At 68.0% G+C, this 19188-nt stretch carries 21 protein-coding genes; 14 read left to right on the top strand and 7 right to left on the bottom strand.

The window, feature by feature from the left end; all coding sequences use genetic code 11:
* Nucleotides 1–34 precede the first annotated feature (34 nt).
* The 8 genes from QN239_RS17200 to QN239_RS17235 all read left to right on the top strand — a co-directional run bounded on the left by QN239_RS17200 (nucleotide 35) and on the right by QN239_RS17235 (nucleotide 8217).
* Nucleotides 35–1384 carry an ABC transporter substrate-binding protein gene (locus QN239_RS17200; protein ID WP_499016838.1) on the top strand — a complete coding sequence of 450 codons (1350 nt, stop codon included), beginning with the start codon at nucleotides 35–37 and terminating at the stop codon, nucleotides 1382–1384.
* Nucleotides 1381–2253, top strand: coding sequence for a carbohydrate ABC transporter permease (locus tag QN239_RS17205; protein ID WP_499012183.1), 873 nt, complete (start codon nucleotides 1381–1383; stop codon nucleotides 2251–2253). The genes QN239_RS17200 and QN239_RS17205 overlap by 4 nt, the downstream gene beginning before the upstream one ends.
* Nucleotides 2250–3053 carry a carbohydrate ABC transporter permease gene (locus QN239_RS17210; RefSeq protein ID WP_499012185.1) on the top strand — a complete coding sequence of 268 codons (804 nt, stop codon included), beginning with the start codon at nucleotides 2250–2252 and terminating at the stop codon, nucleotides 3051–3053. The genes QN239_RS17205 and QN239_RS17210 overlap by 4 nt, the downstream gene beginning before the upstream one ends.
* Entirely contained in the window at nucleotides 3050–4108 is a 1059-nt protein-coding gene (locus QN239_RS17215; RefSeq protein WP_499012187.1) for an ABC transporter ATP-binding protein, read from the top strand. The genes QN239_RS17210 and QN239_RS17215 overlap by 4 nt, the downstream gene beginning before the upstream one ends.
* Before the next feature lie 117 nt (nucleotides 4109–4225).
* The gene (locus tag QN239_RS17220; RefSeq protein ID WP_499012189.1) at nucleotides 4226–5107 is read left to right on the top strand and encodes a TIGR03854 family LLM class F420-dependent oxidoreductase; all 882 of its coding nucleotides are present in this window, start codon (nucleotides 4226–4228) and stop codon (nucleotides 5105–5107) included.
* Nucleotides 5108–5218: 111 nt separating this feature from the next.
* Nucleotides 5219–5860 carry a hypothetical protein gene (locus QN239_RS17225; protein WP_499012190.1) on the top strand — a complete coding sequence of 214 codons (642 nt, stop codon included), beginning with the start codon at nucleotides 5219–5221 and terminating at the stop codon, nucleotides 5858–5860.
* 5 nt (nucleotides 5861–5865) lie between these two features.
* On the top strand, nucleotides 5866–6948 hold the full coding sequence (locus QN239_RS17230) for a threonine aldolase family protein (RefSeq protein ID WP_499012192.1): 1083 nt from the start codon (nucleotides 5866–5868) through the stop codon (nucleotides 6946–6948).
* An 84-nt stretch (nucleotides 6949–7032) separates the two neighbouring features.
* Nucleotides 7033–8217, top strand: a complete 1185-nt coding sequence (locus QN239_RS17235) for an acyltransferase family protein (protein WP_499012195.1) — start codon at nucleotides 7033–7035, stop codon at nucleotides 8215–8217.
* A 10-nt stretch (nucleotides 8218–8227) separates the two neighbouring features.
* Here the strand turns inward: QN239_RS17235 and QN239_RS17240 are convergent, their stop codons facing one another.
* The 4 genes from QN239_RS17240 to QN239_RS17255 form a co-directional block, all read right to left on the bottom strand.
* Entirely contained in the window at nucleotides 8228–8593 is a 366-nt protein-coding gene (locus tag QN239_RS17240; protein ID WP_499012197.1) for an Hsp15 family ribosome-associated heat shock protein, read from the bottom strand.
* A gap of 40 nt (nucleotides 8594–8633) precedes the next feature.
* Nucleotides 8634–9518: a cutinase family protein gene (locus QN239_RS17245; protein WP_499012198.1), complete on the bottom strand. Its 885-nt coding sequence runs from the start codon at nucleotides 9516–9518 to the stop codon at nucleotides 8634–8636.
* Nucleotides 9519–9652: 134 nt separating this feature from the next.
* Nucleotides 9653–10528, bottom strand: a complete 876-nt coding sequence (locus tag QN239_RS17250; RefSeq protein WP_499012201.1) for a sialate O-acetylesterase — start codon at nucleotides 10526–10528, stop codon at nucleotides 9653–9655.
* Nucleotides 10529–10556: 28 nt separating this feature from the next.
* Nucleotides 10557–11201: a TetR/AcrR family transcriptional regulator gene (locus QN239_RS17255; protein ID WP_499012202.1), complete on the bottom strand. Its 645-nt coding sequence runs from the start codon at nucleotides 11199–11201 to the stop codon at nucleotides 10557–10559.
* Nucleotides 11202–11271: 70 nt separating this feature from the next.
* Between QN239_RS17255 and QN239_RS17260 the strand changes: the two genes are divergently transcribed.
* Nucleotides 11272–12492, top strand: coding sequence for an oxygenase MpaB family protein (locus QN239_RS17260; protein WP_499012204.1), 1221 nt, complete (start codon nucleotides 11272–11274; stop codon nucleotides 12490–12492).
* A gap of 11 nt (nucleotides 12493–12503) precedes the next feature.
* Here the strand turns inward: QN239_RS17260 and QN239_RS17265 are convergent, their stop codons facing one another.
* Together QN239_RS17265 and QN239_RS17270 are read right to left on the bottom strand one after the other, a co-directional pair.
* Nucleotides 12504–13082 (bottom strand): ATPase, encoded by a 579-nt coding sequence (locus QN239_RS17265; protein WP_499012205.1) that lies wholly within the window; start codon nucleotides 13080–13082, stop codon nucleotides 12504–12506.
* Between the two features lie 11 nt (nucleotides 13083–13093).
* A complete protein-coding gene (locus tag QN239_RS17270; protein WP_499012208.1) occupies nucleotides 13094–13483 on the bottom strand; it encodes a TA system antitoxin ParD family protein in 390 nt (129 codons plus the stop codon).
* 155 nt (nucleotides 13484–13638) lie between these two features.
* On the opposite strand from QN239_RS17270, the gene QN239_RS17275 reads away from it, so the two are divergent.
* Nucleotides 13639–15393: an MOSC domain-containing protein gene (locus QN239_RS17275; RefSeq protein WP_499012211.1), complete on the top strand. Its 1755-nt coding sequence runs from the start codon at nucleotides 13639–13641 to the stop codon at nucleotides 15391–15393.
* Here the strand turns inward: QN239_RS17275 and QN239_RS17280 are convergent, their stop codons facing one another.
* The gene (locus QN239_RS17280; protein ID WP_499012213.1) at nucleotides 15394–16026 is read right to left on the bottom strand and encodes an FKBP-type peptidyl-prolyl cis-trans isomerase; all 633 of its coding nucleotides are present in this window, start codon (nucleotides 16024–16026) and stop codon (nucleotides 15394–15396) included.
* 99 nt (nucleotides 16027–16125) lie between these two features.
* Here QN239_RS17280 and QN239_RS17285 point away from each other — a divergent pair, with 99 nt between their 5' ends.
* The 4 genes from QN239_RS17285 to QN239_RS17300 all read left to right on the top strand — a co-directional run bounded on the left by QN239_RS17285 (nucleotide 16126) and on the right by QN239_RS17300 (nucleotide 19185).
* A complete protein-coding gene (locus QN239_RS17285; RefSeq protein ID WP_499012215.1) occupies nucleotides 16126–17160 on the top strand; it encodes an acyl-CoA dehydrogenase family protein in 1035 nt (344 codons plus the stop codon).
* A gap of 179 nt (nucleotides 17161–17339) precedes the next feature.
* Nucleotides 17340–17522 (top strand): hypothetical protein, encoded by a 183-nt coding sequence (locus QN239_RS17290; RefSeq protein WP_139169945.1) that lies wholly within the window; start codon nucleotides 17340–17342, stop codon nucleotides 17520–17522.
* Nucleotides 17523–17710: 188 nt separating this feature from the next.
* Complete coding sequence (locus QN239_RS17295; RefSeq protein WP_499012217.1) at nucleotides 17711–18673, top strand: ferritin-like domain-containing protein; 963 nt, start codon at nucleotides 17711–17713, stop codon at nucleotides 18671–18673.
* Nucleotides 18674–18756: 83 nt separating this feature from the next.
* Nucleotides 18757–19185, top strand: a complete 429-nt coding sequence (locus QN239_RS17300) for a type II toxin-antitoxin system Rv0910 family toxin (RefSeq protein ID WP_499012218.1) — start codon at nucleotides 18757–18759, stop codon at nucleotides 19183–19185.
* The last annotated feature ends 3 nt before the right edge of the window (nucleotides 19186–19188 follow it).

The following is a 19188-nucleotide window of genomic DNA, read 5'->3' on the forward strand; positions in this document are numbered from 1 at the left end:
GACCCCGGTCCTCTTCGTACCGTCACACCGCGTGATGTCTTCTGCCCTCTCGCGCCGCCGTGCGCTGCAACTGTTCGGACTCGCCGGGGGAGCGGCACTGCTGGCCCCCGCACTCGCCGCCTGTGGTTCCTCCAGCGGCGGAAATGCACTGGCCGCCAACACCGCGGTGTCGGGCAAGTTCGACGGTGTGACGCTGAAGTTGTTGGTCAACCAGCCGCATGTGACTTCCTTCCGGGATGTGCTGGCCCCGGCGTGGAAGCAGCAGACCGGTGGCACGCTGGAGGTGACGGCGGCGCCGTACGACCAGCTGACCAGCAAGCAGATCCTCGACGTGCAAAGCGGCACCGGCGAATTCGATGTATTCGACTACTTCTACTTCGGTCTGGGCGACCTGGTGGATGCCGGCGCCCTGGTCGATCTGACGGACTGGATCAACACCAACAAATCCGCGATCGGCGTGGACGGCTACCTGAAATCCATCTACGACCCGTACACGCTGCTGGGCGGAAAACGCTACGGACTGCCCTACGACGGCGACGTGCACATCCTGTTCTACAACGCCGAACTGCTCGAGCGGTACAGACTCGAACCGCCCAAGACCTGGGACGAGTACGACACGATCGCTGCCAAGATCACCAGGGATTCCCACGGTGCCGCCTACGGCGCCATCGTGTCCGGCCAGCAGGTCCCGATGATCCTCGGCTGCTCGTATATCAACCGACTGACCGGGTACGGCGGCGAATTGGTCGATGGCAGTGGTAAACCCGCGCTGACCTCCGACGCGTCGGTGGCCGCACTCACGCATCTCGTCGACGTCGCACCGGTGGCCTTACCGACGCCGTTGCAGGTCGGCTTCGACCAGGCGAACACGGCGTTCCTCAGCGGACAGGGCGCGCTGCTGGACACCTGGACCGATATGGCGTTGCGTGCCGAAGATCCGTCGGCGTCCAAGATCGCCGGCCGATGGGGCGCGGTCTCGCTGCCCGTCGGCGGTGCCAACACCACGCCGCGGGCCGCGTTGGACGCCGGCTTCGGCCTGGGCATCTCGACGGCTTCCCAGCACCAGGATGCTGCCGCCGCATTCCTGAATTGGGCCACCGCGGCGGCCCAGAACCTCAAAGTGTCCTCAACGGCGGGTGCGGGTATCGACCCGGTGCGCGGCGATGTCCTGAATTCGGATGGTTACGCCAAGGTGGTGACCAAGGCCATTGCCCCCATTCGCGAAGGACTGGGTGGCAACCCGCTGGTGTGGCCCAAGGAGAAAGGCGCACCCAAGCTGCTGCAGGACCTGGTCGACCAGCTGGCCTTGGCCATCGCGGGCACGCAGACCGTGGAGCAGTCACTGGAGAATGCACAGAAGAGCTGGGAGAGCGCCGCGGCATGACGCGACGTGTCCCGCTCTGGCTGGCGCTGCCCGCCATCGCCGGACTGGTGTTGTTCCTGGTCTATCCGACCGGGTATCTGCTGGCGCTGGCACTCACGGATTCCTCGCTGGCGCACCCGTTGCGTGCGTTCACCGGCATCGACAACTTTCAGACCGCTTTTGCCGCACCGTCATTCACGCCGTCGCTGTGGCGGTCGACCCTGTTCGCCGCGGTCGCGACGGTACTGACCACCGGTCTGGGCCTGGCTCTGGCGCTGGCGCTTCGTGCCAGGGGCGCCCGTTTCGGCGCGGTGGGTGCGCTGTTGCTGCTACCCCTGGTGACGGCGCCGGTCTTGATCGGCGTGTCATGGAAACTGTTACTGGCACCCGTCGGTGGCGGGCTGGCCGGTGCGTTCGCCGCGGTCGGGTTGGGAGGATTCAACCCACTGGGTTCCGGACCCGGAGCGTTCGCGGTGCTGCTCGCCATCCATGTGTGGCAATGGACGCCGTTCGCCGTATTGATTCTGTTCGCCGCGCTCGGCGTGGTACGCCAAGACCTGCTCGAGTCCGCACGCGTCGACGGTGCCGGTGGGTGGCGCACCTTCACGACGGTGACCTGGCCGGCCATCGCCCCGACCGCATTGGCGGTGTCGACCCTCGAACTCGTCATCGGCTACAAGGTGTTCGATCTGATCGTCGTGATCACTTCGGGGGGACCGGGTTTCGCGACCACGCTCACGCCGTATGTCATCTATCAGACAGGTCTGCGGGGCAGTTTCGACATGGGCGCCGCAGCCGCGCAGACCCTCGTGTTCGCGGTCGTCGTGGGAGCGGTGGCGACCGTGCTCACCAAGGCGCGTGCCCGAGTGGTGAAGGTTGAGCAGACATGAGAACGCGCTGGATCGCTTCGGCCGCTGTGGTTGCCGCGGTCATCGTCGCCCTGGTGCCGATCGGGTATCTGGTGTCACTGTCACTGCGGCCACCCGGGGATGTGCTGAACTCCAGCCTGTTACCGAGCCAGTGGACGTCGGCGAACTTCACCTCGGTGTTCGACACCATTGCGTTGGGGTCGATGCTGCAGAACTCCTGGATCTCGGCCGTGGGTGCTGCGCTCCTCGCGGTGTCGATCGCCACGCCTGCAGCGTATTTCACGGCGCGCCGGTTCAACGGCGAACGCCTGCTGACCGCGCTGTTGGCGAGCTACTGCGCGCCGCCGGTGGTGGCGATCATCCCGCTGTTCTTCCTGCTGCGCGACTTCGGCCTGACCAACCACGTGCTGGGATTGGTCGTCGTCAACGGGGTGGCGAACGTGCCCGTGGCGGCCTGGCTGCTCGACGGATTCGTGCGGCGGATCCCGGTCGAGATCGACGAGGCCGCGGTGATCGACGGGCTGACCGTTGCGGGGGCCTTCCGCAAGGCGGTGCTGCCGCTGCTGTGGCCGGGCATCATCGCCGCGCTGCTGGTGGTGTTCTTCCTGAGCTACAACGACTTTCTGTTCGCCGTATATCTCGCCGTCACCAAGGAGAGTCAGACGTTGACCGTCGGTTTGTCACTGTTCCAAGGGGACCGCAACGTCCAGTTCGGCCAGCAGGCCGCCGCTGGTCTGCTGGGTATCGTGCCGGTGTACGTGCTGGCTCTGGTCGCGCAGCGATTCCTGGTGGGCGGTCTCACCGCCGGGGCCACCAAATGACCACGGTCGAGCTCAGCGGGATCACCAAGACCTACGGCGGCACGGCGGTCGTCGACGGGCTCGATCTCACGCTGCCGGACGGATCGCTGACCGTGCTCGTCGGGCCCTCCGGCTGCGGTAAGTCCACCACCCTGCGCATCACGGCCGGTTTGGAGACCGCCGACGGCGGGACGGTCCGTATCGACGGTCGCGACGTCACCGGTGCGGCGCCGCGGGAGCGCGATGTGGCCATGGTCTTCCAGAACTATGCGCTGTACCCACAGCTGAGCGTGGCAGGCAATATCGCGTTCCCGTTGCGCAATGCCGGCGTCGGTAAGGCCGAAGCCGCGCAGCGGGCCCGGGCCGCAGCCGTCCGCGTCGGGATCGAGGATCTGTTGACGCGCAAGCCGCGACAGCTGTCCGGAGGCCAGCAGCAGCGGGTGGCCATCGCCAGAGCGCTGGTGCGCACCCCTTCGGTGTTCCTGTTCGACGAACCGCTGAGCAACCTGGACGCGAAACTGCGCGTCGAGCTGCGCTCCGAAATCCGGCGGCTACAGCAGGAACTCGGCATCACCGCGTTGTATGTGACGCATGACCAAGAGGAAGCGATGACGATCGCCGACCAGTTGGTGGTGCTCAATGCCGGCAGAATCGCGCAGCGGGGGACACCCGAGGAGCTCTACCGCACGCCGGCCGACACGTTCGTCGCCGGCTTCATCGGCTCACCGGGTACCAATCTCGTCGACGGAACAGCCCGCGACGGGGTCTTCGAAGCCGATGGGCTGTCGTGGTCTGTGCCGGCGGCGGTCGGTGGCGCCGTGACCTTCGGGGTGCGGCCGGAGGATCTGCTCGTGGCTCCCGATGCCGATGGGCACGCCCGGGTGGATCTGGTCGAGCTGCTCGGTCCGCGTTACGTGGTGATCGTGAAGGTGGGCGAGCGCAGGCTCACCGCGGTCATCGAGGCGTCGGTGGTGGCCGCCTGGCCGGCCGTGCCGCAGCCCGGTGAGCGGGTGCGGGTGCAGGTGCGGCCCGGCCGCGAGCATCTCTTCGACGCGACCACCGGAGCCCGCCTGTGATTTGGGCGTGCTTACCCGCGCTCAGCGCGGGTAAGCACGCCCAAATCGCGCAGGCGGCGACGAAGACCGGCACAAAACCGCGCGACGTGGTGTTGTGACAGCCGAAGGGTGGTGCCTGTGAAGATCCGATTCGGCGTGGGGCTGGGAGCAGATGTCGGCCCGGAGCGGTTGCCGGCGATCGTCGACCATCTCGAGAGTGCGGGCATCGATTCGCTCTGGTTCTCCGAGCTGGTGTACTCGCCTGCCGTCGACCCGGTCGTGGGGATGGCGTTCGCGCTGGCTCGGACGAAGCGGCTCAAGGTCGGCACCTCCGTGGCCGTGCTGCCGGGCCGGCATCCGGTGCTGGTGGCCAAGGACCTGGTATCGCTGGCGGCGCTTGCGCCCAAACGGGTTCTTCCGGTGTTCGGTCTGCGCTCGGCGTCGCCGGCCGAACGGGATCTCTTTCCGGTGCCCGACGGTCGCCGCGCCGCGGTGTTCGACGAAGCTCTGCGGCTGCTGCGGAGGGTGCTGCGCGAGGATGACGTGACGTTCACCGGGGACTATCACCGAGTTCGCGACGCCGTAATCGTCCCGAAACCGAATGTCCCGCTGGACATCTGGGTGGGTGGATCATCGCCGGCGGCGTTTCGGCGGATCGGCACGCTGGCCGACGGTTGGCTGGGCAGCTTTCTGACGCCGCAGGAAGCCGGCCGGGCGCGGGTGGCCATCATCGAAGCCGCCGACCGGGCCGGGCGAGTGATCGAACCGGACCACTACGGGATCAACCTGGCGGTCGGTGACGGCGAACTGCCGCATACGATCGCCGACGCGATCCGGTCGCGACGACCCGACCTCGATCCCTCCGAGCTGATCGCACCCGACTGGCCCACCCTGCACCGGCGTCTCGACGAGTACATCGCCGCCGGGCTGACGAAGTTCGTGGTCCGGCCACTCGATGCCTCCGGCGACGCGAAGTTCCTGGACAGATTCGCCGAGGAGTTGCTTCCGCGGCAGAACTGAGGTGCTCACCAGGGTGCGCCGACCGGCCCACCCTGTGCGTTCGCGTTGACGCGGGAGCGGGCGGGCGTGGAGGATTACGGGCACGTGTCTAGGAGAGGACAACCTGTAGTGATGTTTGAGCGGATCTCCACTGCGGTGAAGGCCGCGCTCGTCGGCGGTTTCCTCGTGGGCGGCGCGCTGGCCGGTGCCGGTCAGGCCTGCGCCGATCCCGAGCCACTGATTCCAACCCCGGCTCCCGGGGCACCCGACGCGGTCGCTGCGCCCGCCCCCGGTCAACCGGTATTGGTGGCCGGCGAACCCGCCGGTGCCCAGCCCCCACCGCCGGCCGGTGCTCCGCCGGTGCCCGAGGTCTCCAATCAGCAGTACGGCCAGGGCCAGACGCCCGGACAGCTCGGCTATCTCCGCGATATCTGGCACACCTTCCACAGTGCGAATCCCATCGACGAGCTGACGATGGCGCCCGAAGACGCAGGAGTCGGGACCGGAGCGCCCCCCGGCGCGGGCCCCGCGCCCAAGCTGCCGCCCGGCTACACGTCGCTGACCGATCCGAGTTCGTCGACGCCCGCACTGCCGGTCGCTCTTCCGCCGGCCGGGACCCCGGGCGGCGGCCCGGCGCTGCCGCCGGGATACGTCGCGCTCAGCGATCCCCACCCGCCGGCGTGGGTGACCGATCCGGCACCGGGGGCCGCCCCCGCAGCACCGGCCGATCCGGCCGCACCGCCGATCGTTCCGCCCGGCCCGCCGACGCCGTAACCGGTGTGCCGGTAACGCGTCTGCACGACCCGTCCTGGCGCGGGTTCGCAAGCGACAACTATGCCGGGGTGCACCCGGAGGTGCTCGAAGCCATCGCCGTCGCCAACGGCGGTCATCAGGTCGCCTACGGAGGCGATGCGTACACCGCACGCCTGCAAGAGGTGATCCGGGAGCATTTCGGTGCACAGGCCGAGGTGTTCCCGATCTTCAACGGCACCGGCGCGAACGTGGTCGCGTTGACCAGTGTGCTGCCGCGCTGGGGCGCGGTGGTCACGGCGTCCACCGCTCACATCAACACCGACGAAGCCGGCGCCCCCGAGCGCATGACCGGCATCAAGCTACTGACGGTGCCGACGGCGGACGGCAAGCTCAACCCCGAGCTGGCCGCCCGTGAGGCGTGGGGCTGGGGCGACGAGCACCGGGCCCAGCCGTTGGCCGTGAGCATCACCCAGGCCACCGAGATGGGCACCGTGTACACCGTGGACGAGGCGCGGGCCCTCACCGACTTCGCCCACGCACGCGGGATGACGGTGCACATGGACGGTTCCCGGTTGTGGAACGCGGCTGCGGCGCTCGACGTGCCGTTGCGTGCGTTCACCACCGACGCGGGTATCGACATCGTGAGCCTCGGCGGTACGAAGAACGGCCTGCTCGGTGCGGAAGCGGTGGTGGTGCTCAACCCCGACCGTGCCGTCGGCCTGGTGTATTTGCGCAAGCTGACGATGCAACTGGCGAGCAAGATGCGTTTCGCCTCGGCGCAATTGCTGGCGCTGTTTGATGGCGGATTGGGTGTCCGCAGTGCCGGCCATGCCAACGCCATGGCGGCCAGGCTGCGGGCGGCACTGGCGGCCGGCGTCGACGAGGGCACTTTGCCGGGGCTGGCGTTCACCCAGCAGACATCGGCGAACGCGGTGTTCGCGACCTTGCCCGTCGCGATCGCCGATCGGATCCGTGAGCGGGTGCGGTTCTACGACTGGGACCGGGCTCGAGGCGAGGTGCGGTGGATGGCCGCATGGGACACCACCGAAGCCGATGTCGACCACTTCGTCACCGTCATCGAAGAGGAATTCGCGCGCACATCGCTGTGACCATGGCTGTCGACGACGCCCGCGGGGATCGGATTCAGATCGCTGCGCACCACGGGTAGTGCCCGTCGGGCACACTGAGGAGTTGTGGGGGATTCGCTACCGGAACCCGCCGGCGGGACGCGTACGTTCCTGCCGGCGCTGCAGGGCCTGCGCGCGGCCGCTGCCCTTGCGGTCGTGGTCACCCATGTCGCGGTGCAGACCGGAGAGTTCCACGGGCTGCACGGGCGCCTGCTGATCCGGCTGGATCTCGCGGTGGCGGTGTTCTTCGCGTTGTCGGGGTTCCTGCTCTGGCGCGGCCATGCCGCCGCGGCCCACGGGTTGCGGCCGGCGCCTGCCACCGGACCGTACCTGCGCTCGCGGCTGGTGCGGATCATGCCCGCCTATCTGGTCGCGGTGGTCCTCATCCTGGCGTTGCTGCCCGACGTCCATTTCGCCGACTTTTCGGTGTGGCTGGCCAACCTGACCCTCACCCAGGTCTACGTCCCGCAGACGCTCGTCGCCGGACTGACCCAGATGTGGAGCCTGTCGGTCGAGGTGACGTTCTATCTGGCGCTGCCGCTGCTGGCGTTGGCTGCGGCGAAACTTCCGGTCAGGATGCGGGTGCCCGCCATCGTGGCGGTCGCGGTGGCCAGCCTCGGCTGGGGTTACCTGCCCATCCCGGCTCCCTATGAGGCGAACCCGCTCAATTGGGCGCCTGCGTACGCCTCGTGGTTCGCCGTCGGCATGCTGCTCGCCGAGTTGACCTGCCGTCCCGAGGGCCGCGTGCACCGGCTGGCCCGGCGCCCGGTGCCGATGGCGGGCCTCGCACTCGTCGCCTATGTGCTGTCGGCGTCGCCGCTGGCGATTCCGGCGGTGGGGGTACATGCCAGTGTCGAGCAGTTCGTCTTCAGAACGACGATGGGTGCCATCATCGCCTGGGCACTGCTGGCACCGCTGGTACTGGACCGGCCGTCGGCGTCGCACCGGGTGCTGGCCAGCCCGGTGATGGTCACCTTGGGTGAATGGTCCTACGGCTTGTTCATCTGGCATCTGGCGGCGTTGAGCCTGGTGTTTCCGATGCTGGACCGGCATCCGTCGGACGGGGGGTTCGTCGGGGTTCTCGTGCTGACCTTGTTCTTCGGCCTGGCGATGGCGGCGGTGAGCTACGCCCTCATCGAGGAACCCTGCCGAATGGCCCTGCACCGCTGGGAGGTTCGGAGGAAGGCCGCCGTGCTGCCGCTCGCCGGTTCCGCCGGTGCGCAGGCCGGCACCCGGACCAGGGCGGCCTGAATCCACGGTGTCACAGCCGGCCGGCCCGCCATTTGTCCAGGACGCGCCGATCCCGTTTGGTCGGACGGCCGGCACCGCGGTCGCGGATGGCCACCGGTGCGGCGATGGCTGGTGGCGCGGCAGGTGTCCGGTCGAGGTAGCAGGTGACGGCATCGGCGGCGCCGACCCGCTTCTGGATCACGCGTACCACTTCGACGATCCGGGTGGTGTCGCCTACGCGGGCGCGGACCATGTCACCGGGGACCACCGTGGTGGCGGGTTTCGCCGTCCGGTCGTTGACCCGCACGTGTCCCGCGCGGCAGGCTTCCGCGGCGTCCGGTCGGGTCTTGGTCAATCGCACGGCCCACAGCCAGCGATCTACGCGCGTCGACTCCATGGGTCCATCATGACCCGCCGGTGTCGCAGTGCGACTCGGACTAGAGGACCGGTGCGGTGGGTGCGCCCGGCCCCGGGGCGATACCCGGCGCCGGCGCCGCCGCCATCACGGGACCGGGAGGCGGCCCGAGCGGGGCGGCAGGGGTGAGGGTGACTGGGGGCGGTGTGCCACCCAGGTGTGCGGTCACGGGAATCGGCGCCGCGGGGGCCGGCCCGGTGGACGGCGCCGTGGGGGCCGTGGCGGCCCAACTCGCCTGCAGGGCATTGGCGGCGAAAGCCGCCGCCTGGTCGACCATCCCGGCGTCGAAGTAGGTGTTGTGAGCGGAGAAACTGCGCCCGGCCGGATCGCACACCAGATCGTTGTCGACGCACAGATCGACGGTCTTGGTCAGGTAGTTGGGGCCGACGTTGACGGTGGGATCGTTGATGGCGCGCATGAAACGGGCCGAAGGCTTTCCGAAAAGGGTAACTGCGGCAACGTGATTGGCGATCTCGGGTGGCATCGGTGCGGGCACGGTGGCGGGGTCCACGCCATCGGGAATGGTGCTGGAGGTGACGAATCCCATCACCGCGGCGCCCTGGGAGAACCCGCCCAACACCATCTTGGTGTCCGGGCAGGTGGCTGCGGTCGACAGGATGCGCGCCCGCGCGTCGGAGATACCGTTCACGGCGGTGGCGAAATCGAGGGTGGCCGGATAGTCCACCGCGTAGGTCCCCACGGACTTACCCGGAAGCCGGTCACGGAGCGCGGCGATGAAGTCGGCACCGGTGGGACCGGGACCGGGGTCCTCGGTGGTCCCTCGGGCGAAGATCACCTCGGCGTCCGGGCAGCCCACCGCGTGGGCGGCCGGGATTGCCGCATTCTGCAAAATCGCTGTTGCTGCGGCGGCGACACCGACCGCAGCAACGTTGCGCCAGGAGGTCACGGACTCATGCTGACACAGGGCGACGTCGTTTGCTCACGCCCGCCAGAGTCCTATCACCGAAGCCACAACATCTTTTTAGAGAACGGGTCGCTTCTCAGAAAAATGCGCGGCCATAGCGGCTGACGCTTGACGTCTCAGCGCCGGTACCCGTCGATCGCCCCGGCGGCGACGCGGCGGTAGGCCACCCACATGTCGTTGCCGAGGGCTCGAGAGCCGGCGGCGCTGTAGTGCCGATCGACACGGTCATTGCACATGGTGCGTCTGCCGGGAACGAAGGCGGTCAGCGGAATTCGGCGGGGGGTGTCCTCGTGAACGGCGTTGATCGCCGTGTAGTCCTTGCCGCTGAGTTCCATCTCCTCGGGCACCATGCCACCCAGGATGATGGGAGTCTCGCTGCCGTATCGGGTGCGCAGATCGGCGAACAGGGCATCGAGCTTGCGTTGGTAGACCGGGGCCGGGGTGAGTGGGACGTCGGACTCACCCTGGTGCCACAGCACCACGGCCACCGTGCTTCCCGGATACCGGCTCAGCGCCGCGTCGATCGACGTCACCGCTTTTCGGTACAGGTTGCGCCGGGTGCTGGTGTCGGCGATATCCCACGTGTAGCCGTTCTTCGGGTGAAAGGACGTGTCGCCGCGTGCGCACGGCACCAGCAGGACTGCCCGGTCGGTAGCCTCGGCCAGCGCCTTCCCGAATGTGACACCGAAACCCACACGCCGTGAAGGGGTTTCGTGCATCAACGGGTCGACGCCGAGGATCGTCATGCCCTTCGAAGGGCCGCTGTTGGCCCACTGGTGTACCAGCGGGTGGGGCGTCTCCGCTGCGTCCGGCGGCAGCCCCATACCATGTGCGTTGGACTGGCCGAGGATCGGCACGATCAGGTACGGCTGCGCCGCAGGGGTCACGGCGGTGCCCTTGGGCGCGGTCCGGCAGCTGACGAATCTCTTGAGCTCGAAGATGGCCCGCTTCAACGGTCCGAAGTCGCCGTCGGGATTGCGGTGCCTACGCATAAGCGAGCACAGTACAACTGCCGTCTCGCTACTTCTCGACGGTGTCGCGCACGACGGCGACGCAGAGGTCGGCACAGGCAGACGCCAACTCATCGACCGTCTCGGTTCCGGGTCCGGAGGGTTCGCGTAACCACTCCGCGATGATCTGGTTGACGCCGCCGACCATGAACACGGCGCCGCGGCGCAGGATCGCCGGTTCGGGCAGCCGCGCGCCTAGTACCGAGGGCGCCTGTTCGATGATCGAGGCGACGATCATGTCGAGCAGCTGCATCCGGTGTTCGAGTAGACCGGGCACACCCGTCACGTCGCCGGAGACGATCCGGTGCAGGTGCGGGTCCGCGGCGACGATGTTCAGGAACGCCGTCAGCGCCGCGCGGAGTTTGTCCCGCAGGTCCCCGCTCTCGCCGATGCCCGCCACGAGCATGGCTTCGAGCAGCTGCACGCGCACCTCGTCGACGATCGCGAAGAGGAGGGCCTCGCGGCTGTCGAACTGTTCGTAGAAATAGCGGGTGATCAAGCCCGCTGACGCGCAGACGCCGCGCACGGTGACCTCGTTGAGGCCGGATTCGCCCCAGATCCGCCGGCCGGCGGATATCAGCTTGCGGCGACGTTCGGCGCGACGGTCCACTGCCGAGATGCCGCCGTAGTCGCGCACCACTTCCGCGCGTTTCATTGACAGCACCTTACCCCCGGACCTATTTTTGATCACAGACGTAGTCCAAAAGGCTCAAAGGGGAGCACCGATGTCCGCGCATATTCCGACTCGCCATCCCGAGTCACCCCGTCCAGTACCCGGGATGATCAAGCTGCTGGCGCTCGCACTCGGGATCCGCACCCCATCCGCGGACCAGTGGCGCAGGCTGGGGGAGCGTCTCACCGTCGGTGACGAGCCCATGGATCGGCTGCTGGACTGGATGTTCGACACCGGCCTGGCGCAGACCCGACCTTTGTTCGACCGGGCTCTCGCCGAGGGCATCGCGAGCGTTCCCGAGGCGCCGCAACCGCTGCGCGATTTCTTCCGCACGGTTGAGGCGGTACCCGCCTGGGTGGATCCCGCGGTGCTGCGGCGCGGCCAGCGGGCGTTGTGCCGGGGCGGTGCGGACGGCATGTATGTCGCGCGGGATGTATCCCTGCTGGGCGGGTATCAGTTCTCCGGTTTCAACAAGACGCTGTTACGTACCGGGGCGCTGGAGAAGGGTTCCAACAAGCGCTTCGCCGAGACCATGCAGTGGGCCATGGACGTCATCTCCGAGGACGGGCTACAACCGCGGGGAATCGGGTACCGGTCCACGATCCGCGTGCGGCTCATCCACTCCTTCGTACGCAGACATGTCGGACAGATGCCGGATTGGCAGGCCGAGGCCTGGGGTGTGCCGGTCAACCAGACCGATATGGCCGCGACGCTGGTCGGTGCGCTCATCGCGCCACCGGTGGGTGGACTCGGGATGGGAATCCTCAACGCACCAGAGGATCTGGAGGCCATCGCCCACCTGACGCGCTACGTGGGGTGGCTCATCGGTGTCGAGGATGAATGGTTGCCGAACAGTTTCCGTGACGCCATCCGGATCCTGTTCCACACGCTCACGGCGTTGTCGACCCCCGACGAGTCGACCCGCCAGCTGGCCGTGCCCATGGCGGACGACCCGCTGGGGTGGCACTACGACAGCCTGCGTGGGCTACGGCGGCGGCTGGCACGACTCCAGCACCTGTCGGTGACCAGTGCGTTCCTCGGCCCGCGCGGGATGAGAATGCTGGGGCTGCCCGCCCACGTGCCGCCGTGGTACCCGCTGATGCGGTTGCCGGTCAATGTGATTCGCAGCGTCATCGCCATGGCGGCTCCCGGCGGGATGGAGCGCGCCGCCCTGCGTGGACAGCGGGAACAGCTCGCGTTGCTGCGGACGATGATCGGTGACGGCGAGGTGGCCATCGGCGAATCCGCCGTATGCGTGAGGCGGGTGGCATAGCCGCCCCGCGATCACTGCGGCCACTGGCGTGTCAACTCGTCGGCGGCCCAGTCCGGCCAACCGGGTTGTCCGATTAGCAAGCCGGAACTGATCTGTGCCACGACACGTGGTCCCCGGACGGCCGAATTGTCGTACACGGTGGTGGTGTCGGCGATTCGGGCGGCCCGCGCGACCAGGGTCCACAGCCGCCGGTGGCGTTCGCGGATCTTGTCCTCGGGAACGCTGTGCCCGCCGGCCGACACGCGCAGCCGCACCCGATGAACCGCCAACTCCTCGGGGATGATCAGGATATGAAGCGCGACAACGTATCCGGCAGTCGCGGCTTCGGCGATCAGATCGAGTTTCGACGGGTGGGAGAAGACGGTTTCGGCGATGAACGAGTCGCCCCGCGCGATCAACGCGGAGCGGGTGGATGCGGCGATCCGCGCCGCCTCGTAGGAATGCGCCGCAGGATCGTCGGGCCGGCGCCGCTTGGCGATCTCATCGGCGTTGACGAAGGCACTGCCGGGCAGCAGGGGAGCGAGGGTCAGTTCGACGAAGGTGGATTTACCCGCTCCGTTGGGGCCGACGACGAGGTCGAGACGTTTCACCGCCGCTCAGGTCAGGACGCCGGGCCCAGCGCCACGGAGGTGCCGTCGGGGTGGTACTCGACCAGCCGGCCCTCCTCGTCGATGGCCACCGTGGTGATGCCGCGCGCCGCCAGGGCGGCACCGTAGTCGGCGCGCGCCAATTTCTCTTCGATGGCGGCGCTGATCTCGGCGTTGAACACCACGCCTTCTTCTTCGGAGAGGTCGGCCAGGGGCAGGGTTCCGGACAGGGCGGCCTCGACCCGGCGGCGGGGGGCGGTCTGCTGTGCGGACACCGCCCGCCCCACGCGGGCCCAGTGGTCGAGCTGCTGCTTGGCTGAGCGGCTCTGCCGGCGGCCTTCAGCTGCCGCGCTGTCGAAAAGGTCGGCGGCAATGCGGGTCGGCTTGTCGGCGACGTCAGTCACGATAGGCTCCTGTAGCAGAGTGCAACGATATGTAGCAATATGCTACAGCGCTGGGTGGGGTTCCGCCAGCGGCCGCAGCCCGGCTGGATACGCTGCCCGGGGTTCGGTGGCCGACACCTGCCGCAAAGTGTCTGGTGGAACTAGGCTCAACGGCCATGGCGACACTCGCATCGGTGAATGTCGGCTTGCCGGCAGAGGTGTCCTGGAAGGACCGCATCGTCTATACGGGCGCCTGGAAAACGCCGGTCGAGGGCCCGCGGATGGTTCGCCGGCTCAATATCGACGGCGACGGCCAGGGCGATCTGGGTGGCCACGGCGGAGAGAATCGCGCGGTGCTGGTTTATCAACTCGACTCGTACCGGCATTGGATGCGCGAACTCGGTCGCGACCTGCGCCCTGGTGACTTCGGGGAGAACTTCACCGTCGACGGACTGCCCGATGACGAGGTGTGTATCGGTGACCGGTACCAGATCGGCGAGACCCTTCTCGAGGTGACGCAGCCCAGAGTCACGTGCTACCGCCTGGGTCTGCGCCTTGACGAGCCGCGTATGGCCGCCCTCCTGGTCTCGCACCGTCGGCCCGGATTCTATTGCCGGGTATTGCGTGAAGGGCACGTCCAGGCCGGCGATGACATCGTGAAGGTCGCCGACGGCCCGGAAGGTGTGACCGTCGCCGAGATCGACGCGTTGCTCTATCTGCCGGGCCATCCCCGCGCAGGTCTGCAACGCGCACTGCGTATCGACGCGTTGAGCCCGGGATGGAAGACCTCGCTGCTGGCCCTGCTCGACGATGCCGGGGAAAGCGTTGCCCCAGCCGGGAATCGCGGGTTGACGGGGACATCCGCGGGCCCGCCGGCGTGGTCCGGGTGGCGCACGCTGCGGGTGGTCGAGGTCGAACGCGAGGGCTTGGAGGTGACCTCGTTCACGCTGGCCGACGCGCAGCCGCTGCCCGAATGGCAGGCGGGGCAGTCGATTGCGGTGCGGGTACCCGACGACGGTGGCGCGGGCAGTCTCATTCGGAATTATTCGCTGTCGAACGATCCCACCTCGGGCAGATATCGCATCGGCGTCAAACGCGAATCGCAGGGTGCGGTCAGCCGGTGGATACACGAGCATGTCGCCGTCGGCGCAGCACTCGATATCGCCGCGCCGCGTGGGACTTTCGTTCTCGGGACCGATACCGGCCCGGTGATCCTGATCTCGGCCGGGGTGGGAGTGACCCCGATGCTGTCGATGTTGCACGCCCTCGCCGCCGCCCACCGGGATCGTTCGGTGTGGTGGCTGCACGGGACGCGCGACGGTGCCCGGCAGGCGTTCGCCGCGGAAGTGCGTGACCTGTTGAAGATGCTGCCGCACAGCGTATCTCGGGTCTACTTCAGTGCGCCGTCGGAGTCCGACCGAATCGGCGTCGACTATGACGAGACGGGCCGGATATCGGTGGATGCGCTGCGCCGGCTCGATCTTCCGGTTGACCCATCCGTGTTTGTGTGTGGTCCGGAGGCGTTCATGCGGGATGTCGGCGAGGCGCTTGTCGAGTGCGGTATCGACGCCACCAAGATCAACACCGAGATTTTCGGCGCCCATACCGCACTCACGCCGGGCGTGATGCCAACCGCCGCCATTGCACCGCATCCGCCGCGCGGCCCCATCGGTACGGGACCCGTGGTGCAATTCGCACGCAGTGCGCTGTCGGCGCCGTGGGGTCCCGGGTACGGCAGCATGCTCGAGTTCGCGGAGGCATGTGAGGTGCCGACCCGTTGGTCATGCCGCACCGGCGTCTGCCACAACTGTGAAACAGCCCTGCTCGCCGGTGACGTCGACTACACCCTCGAGCCGCTGGATCCACCGGCGGCGGGAAACGTGCTGTTGTGTGTGTCCACGCCCCGGAACGACGTGGTCATCGACCTGTGATCAGGCGGTCGCGTCCAGGATCTTGATCGCGAACACGAGGCTGTCACCGGCCTGGATTCCGGCGGCCGGCTGGCCGTTGGGGTAGCCGTCGGCCGAGTTCATCGCGACCGCGACGGTGGATCCGACCTTCTGGCCCGCGATGGCCTTCTGGAAGCCGGGCACGACGCCGTTCAGCGGAAAATCGGCCGGGGTGCCGCGCTCGTAGCTGCTGTCGAACACCGAGCCGTCGCGGCCGTTGACGCCCATGTAGCAGACCAGGACGGTCGCCGTCGGGGACACGACGGGTCCGTCGCCGGCTTTGAGGGTGTGTACCTGGGTCTCGGTGACGCTGAACGGTCCGCCGACCTTCACATACGGCGCCGTCGTATCGGTGGAGCCGATGACCTCGACGTTGCCGGTCGTGCCTGCCAACGTCCACTCGGGTGTCCCGACGCTGGCAGGCGCCGCGGTGGGGCAGCCGGGGGTCGCCGGGGGTGCCTCGGGAATCGAGGACCCGACCTGAGCGATCGACGGCGAGCTCGCCGATGGTTTCGACGACTTATCCGAGTCCGAGCCGCATGCGGAAAGCGTCATGACCAGGGAAGCGGCACCGGCCAGGAGTGCGACAGAGGCAGAGACACGGGAAGAGTTCACGACCGCCACGCTACAACCGCGCGACACGGGCTCTGCTGCGAGCCCCGGCCGCGGAGCGTGGACCACCATCGCGGGCACCGCTGGGTTACCGTCGGCGTCGTGACCGATACCGACACGGCACGTCTGGTCGCGGCGGCCCACGATATCGCCGATGGCGTGTTGTTTCCCGCGTCGGTGGAGGTGGACCGGACGGGAACCGTGCCGACGGGCCACTGGCAGCGGCTTGCCGAGTCCGGGTTGTACGGCATCGCGGCGCCCGCCCAGCTGGGCGGACCGGGCCTGGGGCTGCCACAGCTGGTGGAGATCCTCGAGACGCTGGCCGGGGCATGCCTGGCCACCACGTTCACCTGGGTGCAGCATCACGGCATGGTTGCGGCGCTGGCCGCCTCCCCGAACACCGCGCTGCGCGACGAGGTGCTGCCGGAGGTCGTGGCCGGGCGGATCCGGGGTGGCGTGGCCTACGCCGGTGCGGTCCCCGTTCCTCCGCGGGTGCGCGCCGAGCGCGTCGACGGCGGATGGCGGCTCTCGGGTCATGCGCCGTTCGTGAGTGGCTGGGGCATCATCGATCTGCTTCAGATATCCGCGGGCGATATCACCACCGGCGATATCGTCGCGGGGGTGATTCCAGCGAAACCGCAAGCCGGAATCACCAACGTGAGCGCCGTGCCGCTGTTCGTCGCCGACGCGACGCGGACGGTGTCGCTGGACATCGACGGCCTGCTGATTCCGGATGATCGCGTCGTGAGCCGGGTCAGTCGCCCAGATTTCATGGCGAATCAGAACTTCGGCTCACGCCTGAACGGCACGTTACCGCTGGGCATCGCCGGGCGGTGCATCCGGCTGATCGACGCGCTGGGCCATGGTGATGCCGCAATGGCGTTGCAGGCCAAAGCCGACGCCGTCCGCGCGCGTCTGGATGCCGGTATGTCGGACTCGGCTGAGCTGCTGGCGGCGAGGGCCGAAGGGGCCGAGTTGGCGGTACGGGCGGCCGGAGCTCTGGTGGCCGCCACCGGCGGACCGGCGCTGACGATCTCCTCACCCGCGCAGCTGCTGGCCAGGAACGCCACCTTCACTGTGGTCGCGGCAAGTCGTCCCGAGCTCAAAGAACTTCTGGTGGGCCGGTTTTCGTCCTGACCTCGGTTCGGACATGGCCCGCGCGAAGCGAAGCGCCGCAACAATATTGGTTGCGCTCCCGGTGAGCGATCGGTCATGATGCAGTCGGGAGTCGGGTGAAGCATGGGGATGCTCCGCTTCCGTGTCGGTCAGGGGAAACCGGGGGGACTGCAAAAATGGCGTGCCGAAAAGGTGATGTGGTGACTGCCCGCAGGCGGATCGAGGGCATGGATGTTCCGGCCGTGCCGGCCGGTTCCACGGGTACGGTCGTGTCGACCTCAGTCTTCGGGCGGCCCAAGCGCGTGCAGTTCGTGGTGGCCGACGCCTGGGGTGACAAGCACTTTCAGGTCGAGGTCGGCCGCGGTGACGTGCTGCACCACTGATCCGGTGGGGTTTGCCGACCAGATCCTCGGGTACCGGCCGTTCCCGATCGGCGGAGGTGTCCGCGTTGTGTGACCCATGTCATGGGGTCAATTTCCGGTTGGGCGCGTAGCGGCCCGATACGTCCGGGTACCCGGAGATCAAGGTGCACTTGCGCCGACACATCCGCCAACGTAAAGGGGCGAACTCCATGTCTATCGCTGACACCACCGCACTGCTTGCACAGCTGCGCACCGTATTGGACCTGACCAACACCGAGGTCCAGATCGCCGAGACCAGGGTTGTCCAGGCCCGCACCGAGGCCGTCAAGCGTGAGCTGACCCAGAACGCCGCCAACGGCCGCGATCGCGCCGCAGCCATCGAACAGGCCATCCGTGACCTGGGCGGCTATCCCGATGTCATCGGCCCGTTCCTCGGCCGCGCCGCGGCTGCGGTCAAGGCGCTGACCGAGCAGGCCGAGCCGTTCGACGAGGCGCTGCTCGGCGACCTGGCGCTGGAGGACCAACTGCTCGACCGTGCGCGTTACATCAAGGCGCTGGCGGTGGCGGCCAAACAGCCCGAGATCATCGCGCTGGCCGACCGGCTGATCACCGCGCACGCCGCGACGGTGGAGTGGTTGACGACCGTGCTGGCCGAGGATGCGCTGGGTGGCCCGGCCGCCCTTCGTCGCACGCCGCTGCAGGCGGCTACCGGCGCGGCGGTGAAGTTGGCCAATCTGCCGGGGCTGTGGACCGCGCGCGGCGTGGACCGCGCGCTGGAGGTCATTCGCAACATCCGCCCGAATGTCGATCAGCTGATCGACCGCGGCGCGCACGCCGGCGAACTGGCCGGCCGCGTGTTGTCCGGTTCGCGTGATGCCGCACTGGCCGCTGCCGAGGACATCACCCGGGGTGACGGTGCCGACCAGGCCGCCGATGCGCTGCACGCGCTGCGCAGCGCGTCCGGGGCGCTGGATCCCTCCGAGCTGCCCATCGCCGACTACGACGAACTCCCTGTGGCCGAGGCAATCTCGGCCGTGAAGGAACTGACCGATCCCAGCGACATCCGGGTCATCGTGGCGTGGGAGGAAGCGCACAAGAACCGTCAGCGCGTCGTCTCGGCGGCGCAAACCAGGCTGGCCACAATCGCACAAGAGGTTGTCGGGATCAGCTGACCCGACCGATCATCGGTGCCCCGTGACCTAGCCGCGGGGCACCGTGTCGTGTCCGCACACAGAACAGAAAGTACCGACCTGCCATGGCAAAAGTCGACGTGTCGGTGTCCTCGGATCTGACACCGGATCAGGCCTGGAAACTGGCCTCAGACCTACAGCGATTCGAGGAGTGGCTGACGATCTTTGCCGGCTGGCGCAGTCCGCCGCCGGCTTCCATCGACGCGGGTACCGAGGTGTCGTCGCTGATCAAGGTGAAGGGTTTCCGAAACACCATTCATTGGCGGGTCACCGATTACGAAGAACCGCAGAGAATTCGGCTTGTCGGTCGGGGACGTGGCGGGGTACAGATCGCGCTGGCGATGACGGTGGCCGACGAGCAGCCTGGATCGGCGTTCCATCTGGTGGCCGACCTGTCAGGTGGGCTTCTCGGTGGGCCGGTCGGCTCACTGGTCGCCGCGGTGTTGAAGTCCGATGTCCGCCGGTCGGTGCAGAACCTCGCCGAACTGCGTTGAGGC

The sequence above is a fragment of the Mycolicibacterium sp. Y3 genome (assembly GCF_051188035.1).
Lineage (GTDB): Bacteria > Actinomycetota > Actinomycetes > Mycobacteriales > Mycobacteriaceae > Mycobacterium > Mycobacterium fluoranthenivorans.

What these genes read in the sequence shown, in the direction of transcription:
- QN239_RS17200 (WP_499016838.1), top strand. Translation starts at nt 35, where the DNA reads ATGTCTTCTGCCCTCTCGCGCCGCCGTGCGCTGCAACTGTTCGGACTC.
- QN239_RS17205 (WP_499012183.1), top strand. Translation starts at nt 1,381, where the DNA reads ATGACGCGACGTGTCCCGCTCTGGCTGGCGCTGCCCGCCATCGCCGGA.
- QN239_RS17210 (WP_499012185.1), top strand. Translation starts at nt 2,250, where the DNA reads ATGAGAACGCGCTGGATCGCTTCGGCCGCTGTGGTTGCCGCGGTCATC.
- QN239_RS17215 (WP_499012187.1), top strand. Translation starts at nt 3,050, where the DNA reads ATGACCACGGTCGAGCTCAGCGGGATCACCAAGACCTACGGCGGCACG.
- QN239_RS17225 (WP_499012190.1), top strand. Translation starts at nt 5,219, where the DNA reads ATGTTTGAGCGGATCTCCACTGCGGTGAAGGCCGCGCTCGTCGGCGGT.
- QN239_RS17240 (WP_499012197.1), bottom strand. Translation starts at nt 8,593, where the DNA reads ATGGAGTCGACGCGCGTAGATCGCTGGCTGTGGGCCGTGCGATTGACC.
- QN239_RS17250 (WP_499012201.1), bottom strand. Translation starts at nt 10,528, where the DNA reads ATGCGTAGGCACCGCAATCCCGACGGCGACTTCGGACCGTTGAAGCGG.
- QN239_RS17255 (WP_499012202.1), bottom strand. Translation starts at nt 11,201, where the DNA reads ATGAAACGCGCGGAAGTGGTGCGCGACTACGGCGGCATCTCGGCAGTG.
- QN239_RS17260 (WP_499012204.1), top strand. Translation starts at nt 11,272, where the DNA reads ATGTCCGCGCATATTCCGACTCGCCATCCCGAGTCACCCCGTCCAGTA.
- QN239_RS17275 (WP_499012211.1), top strand. Translation starts at nt 13,639, where the DNA reads ATGGCGACACTCGCATCGGTGAATGTCGGCTTGCCGGCAGAGGTGTCC.
- QN239_RS17295 (WP_499012217.1), top strand. Translation starts at nt 17,711, where the DNA reads ATGTCTATCGCTGACACCACCGCACTGCTTGCACAGCTGCGCACCGTA.
- QN239_RS17300 (WP_499012218.1), top strand. Translation starts at nt 18,757, where the DNA reads ATGGCAAAAGTCGACGTGTCGGTGTCCTCGGATCTGACACCGGATCAG.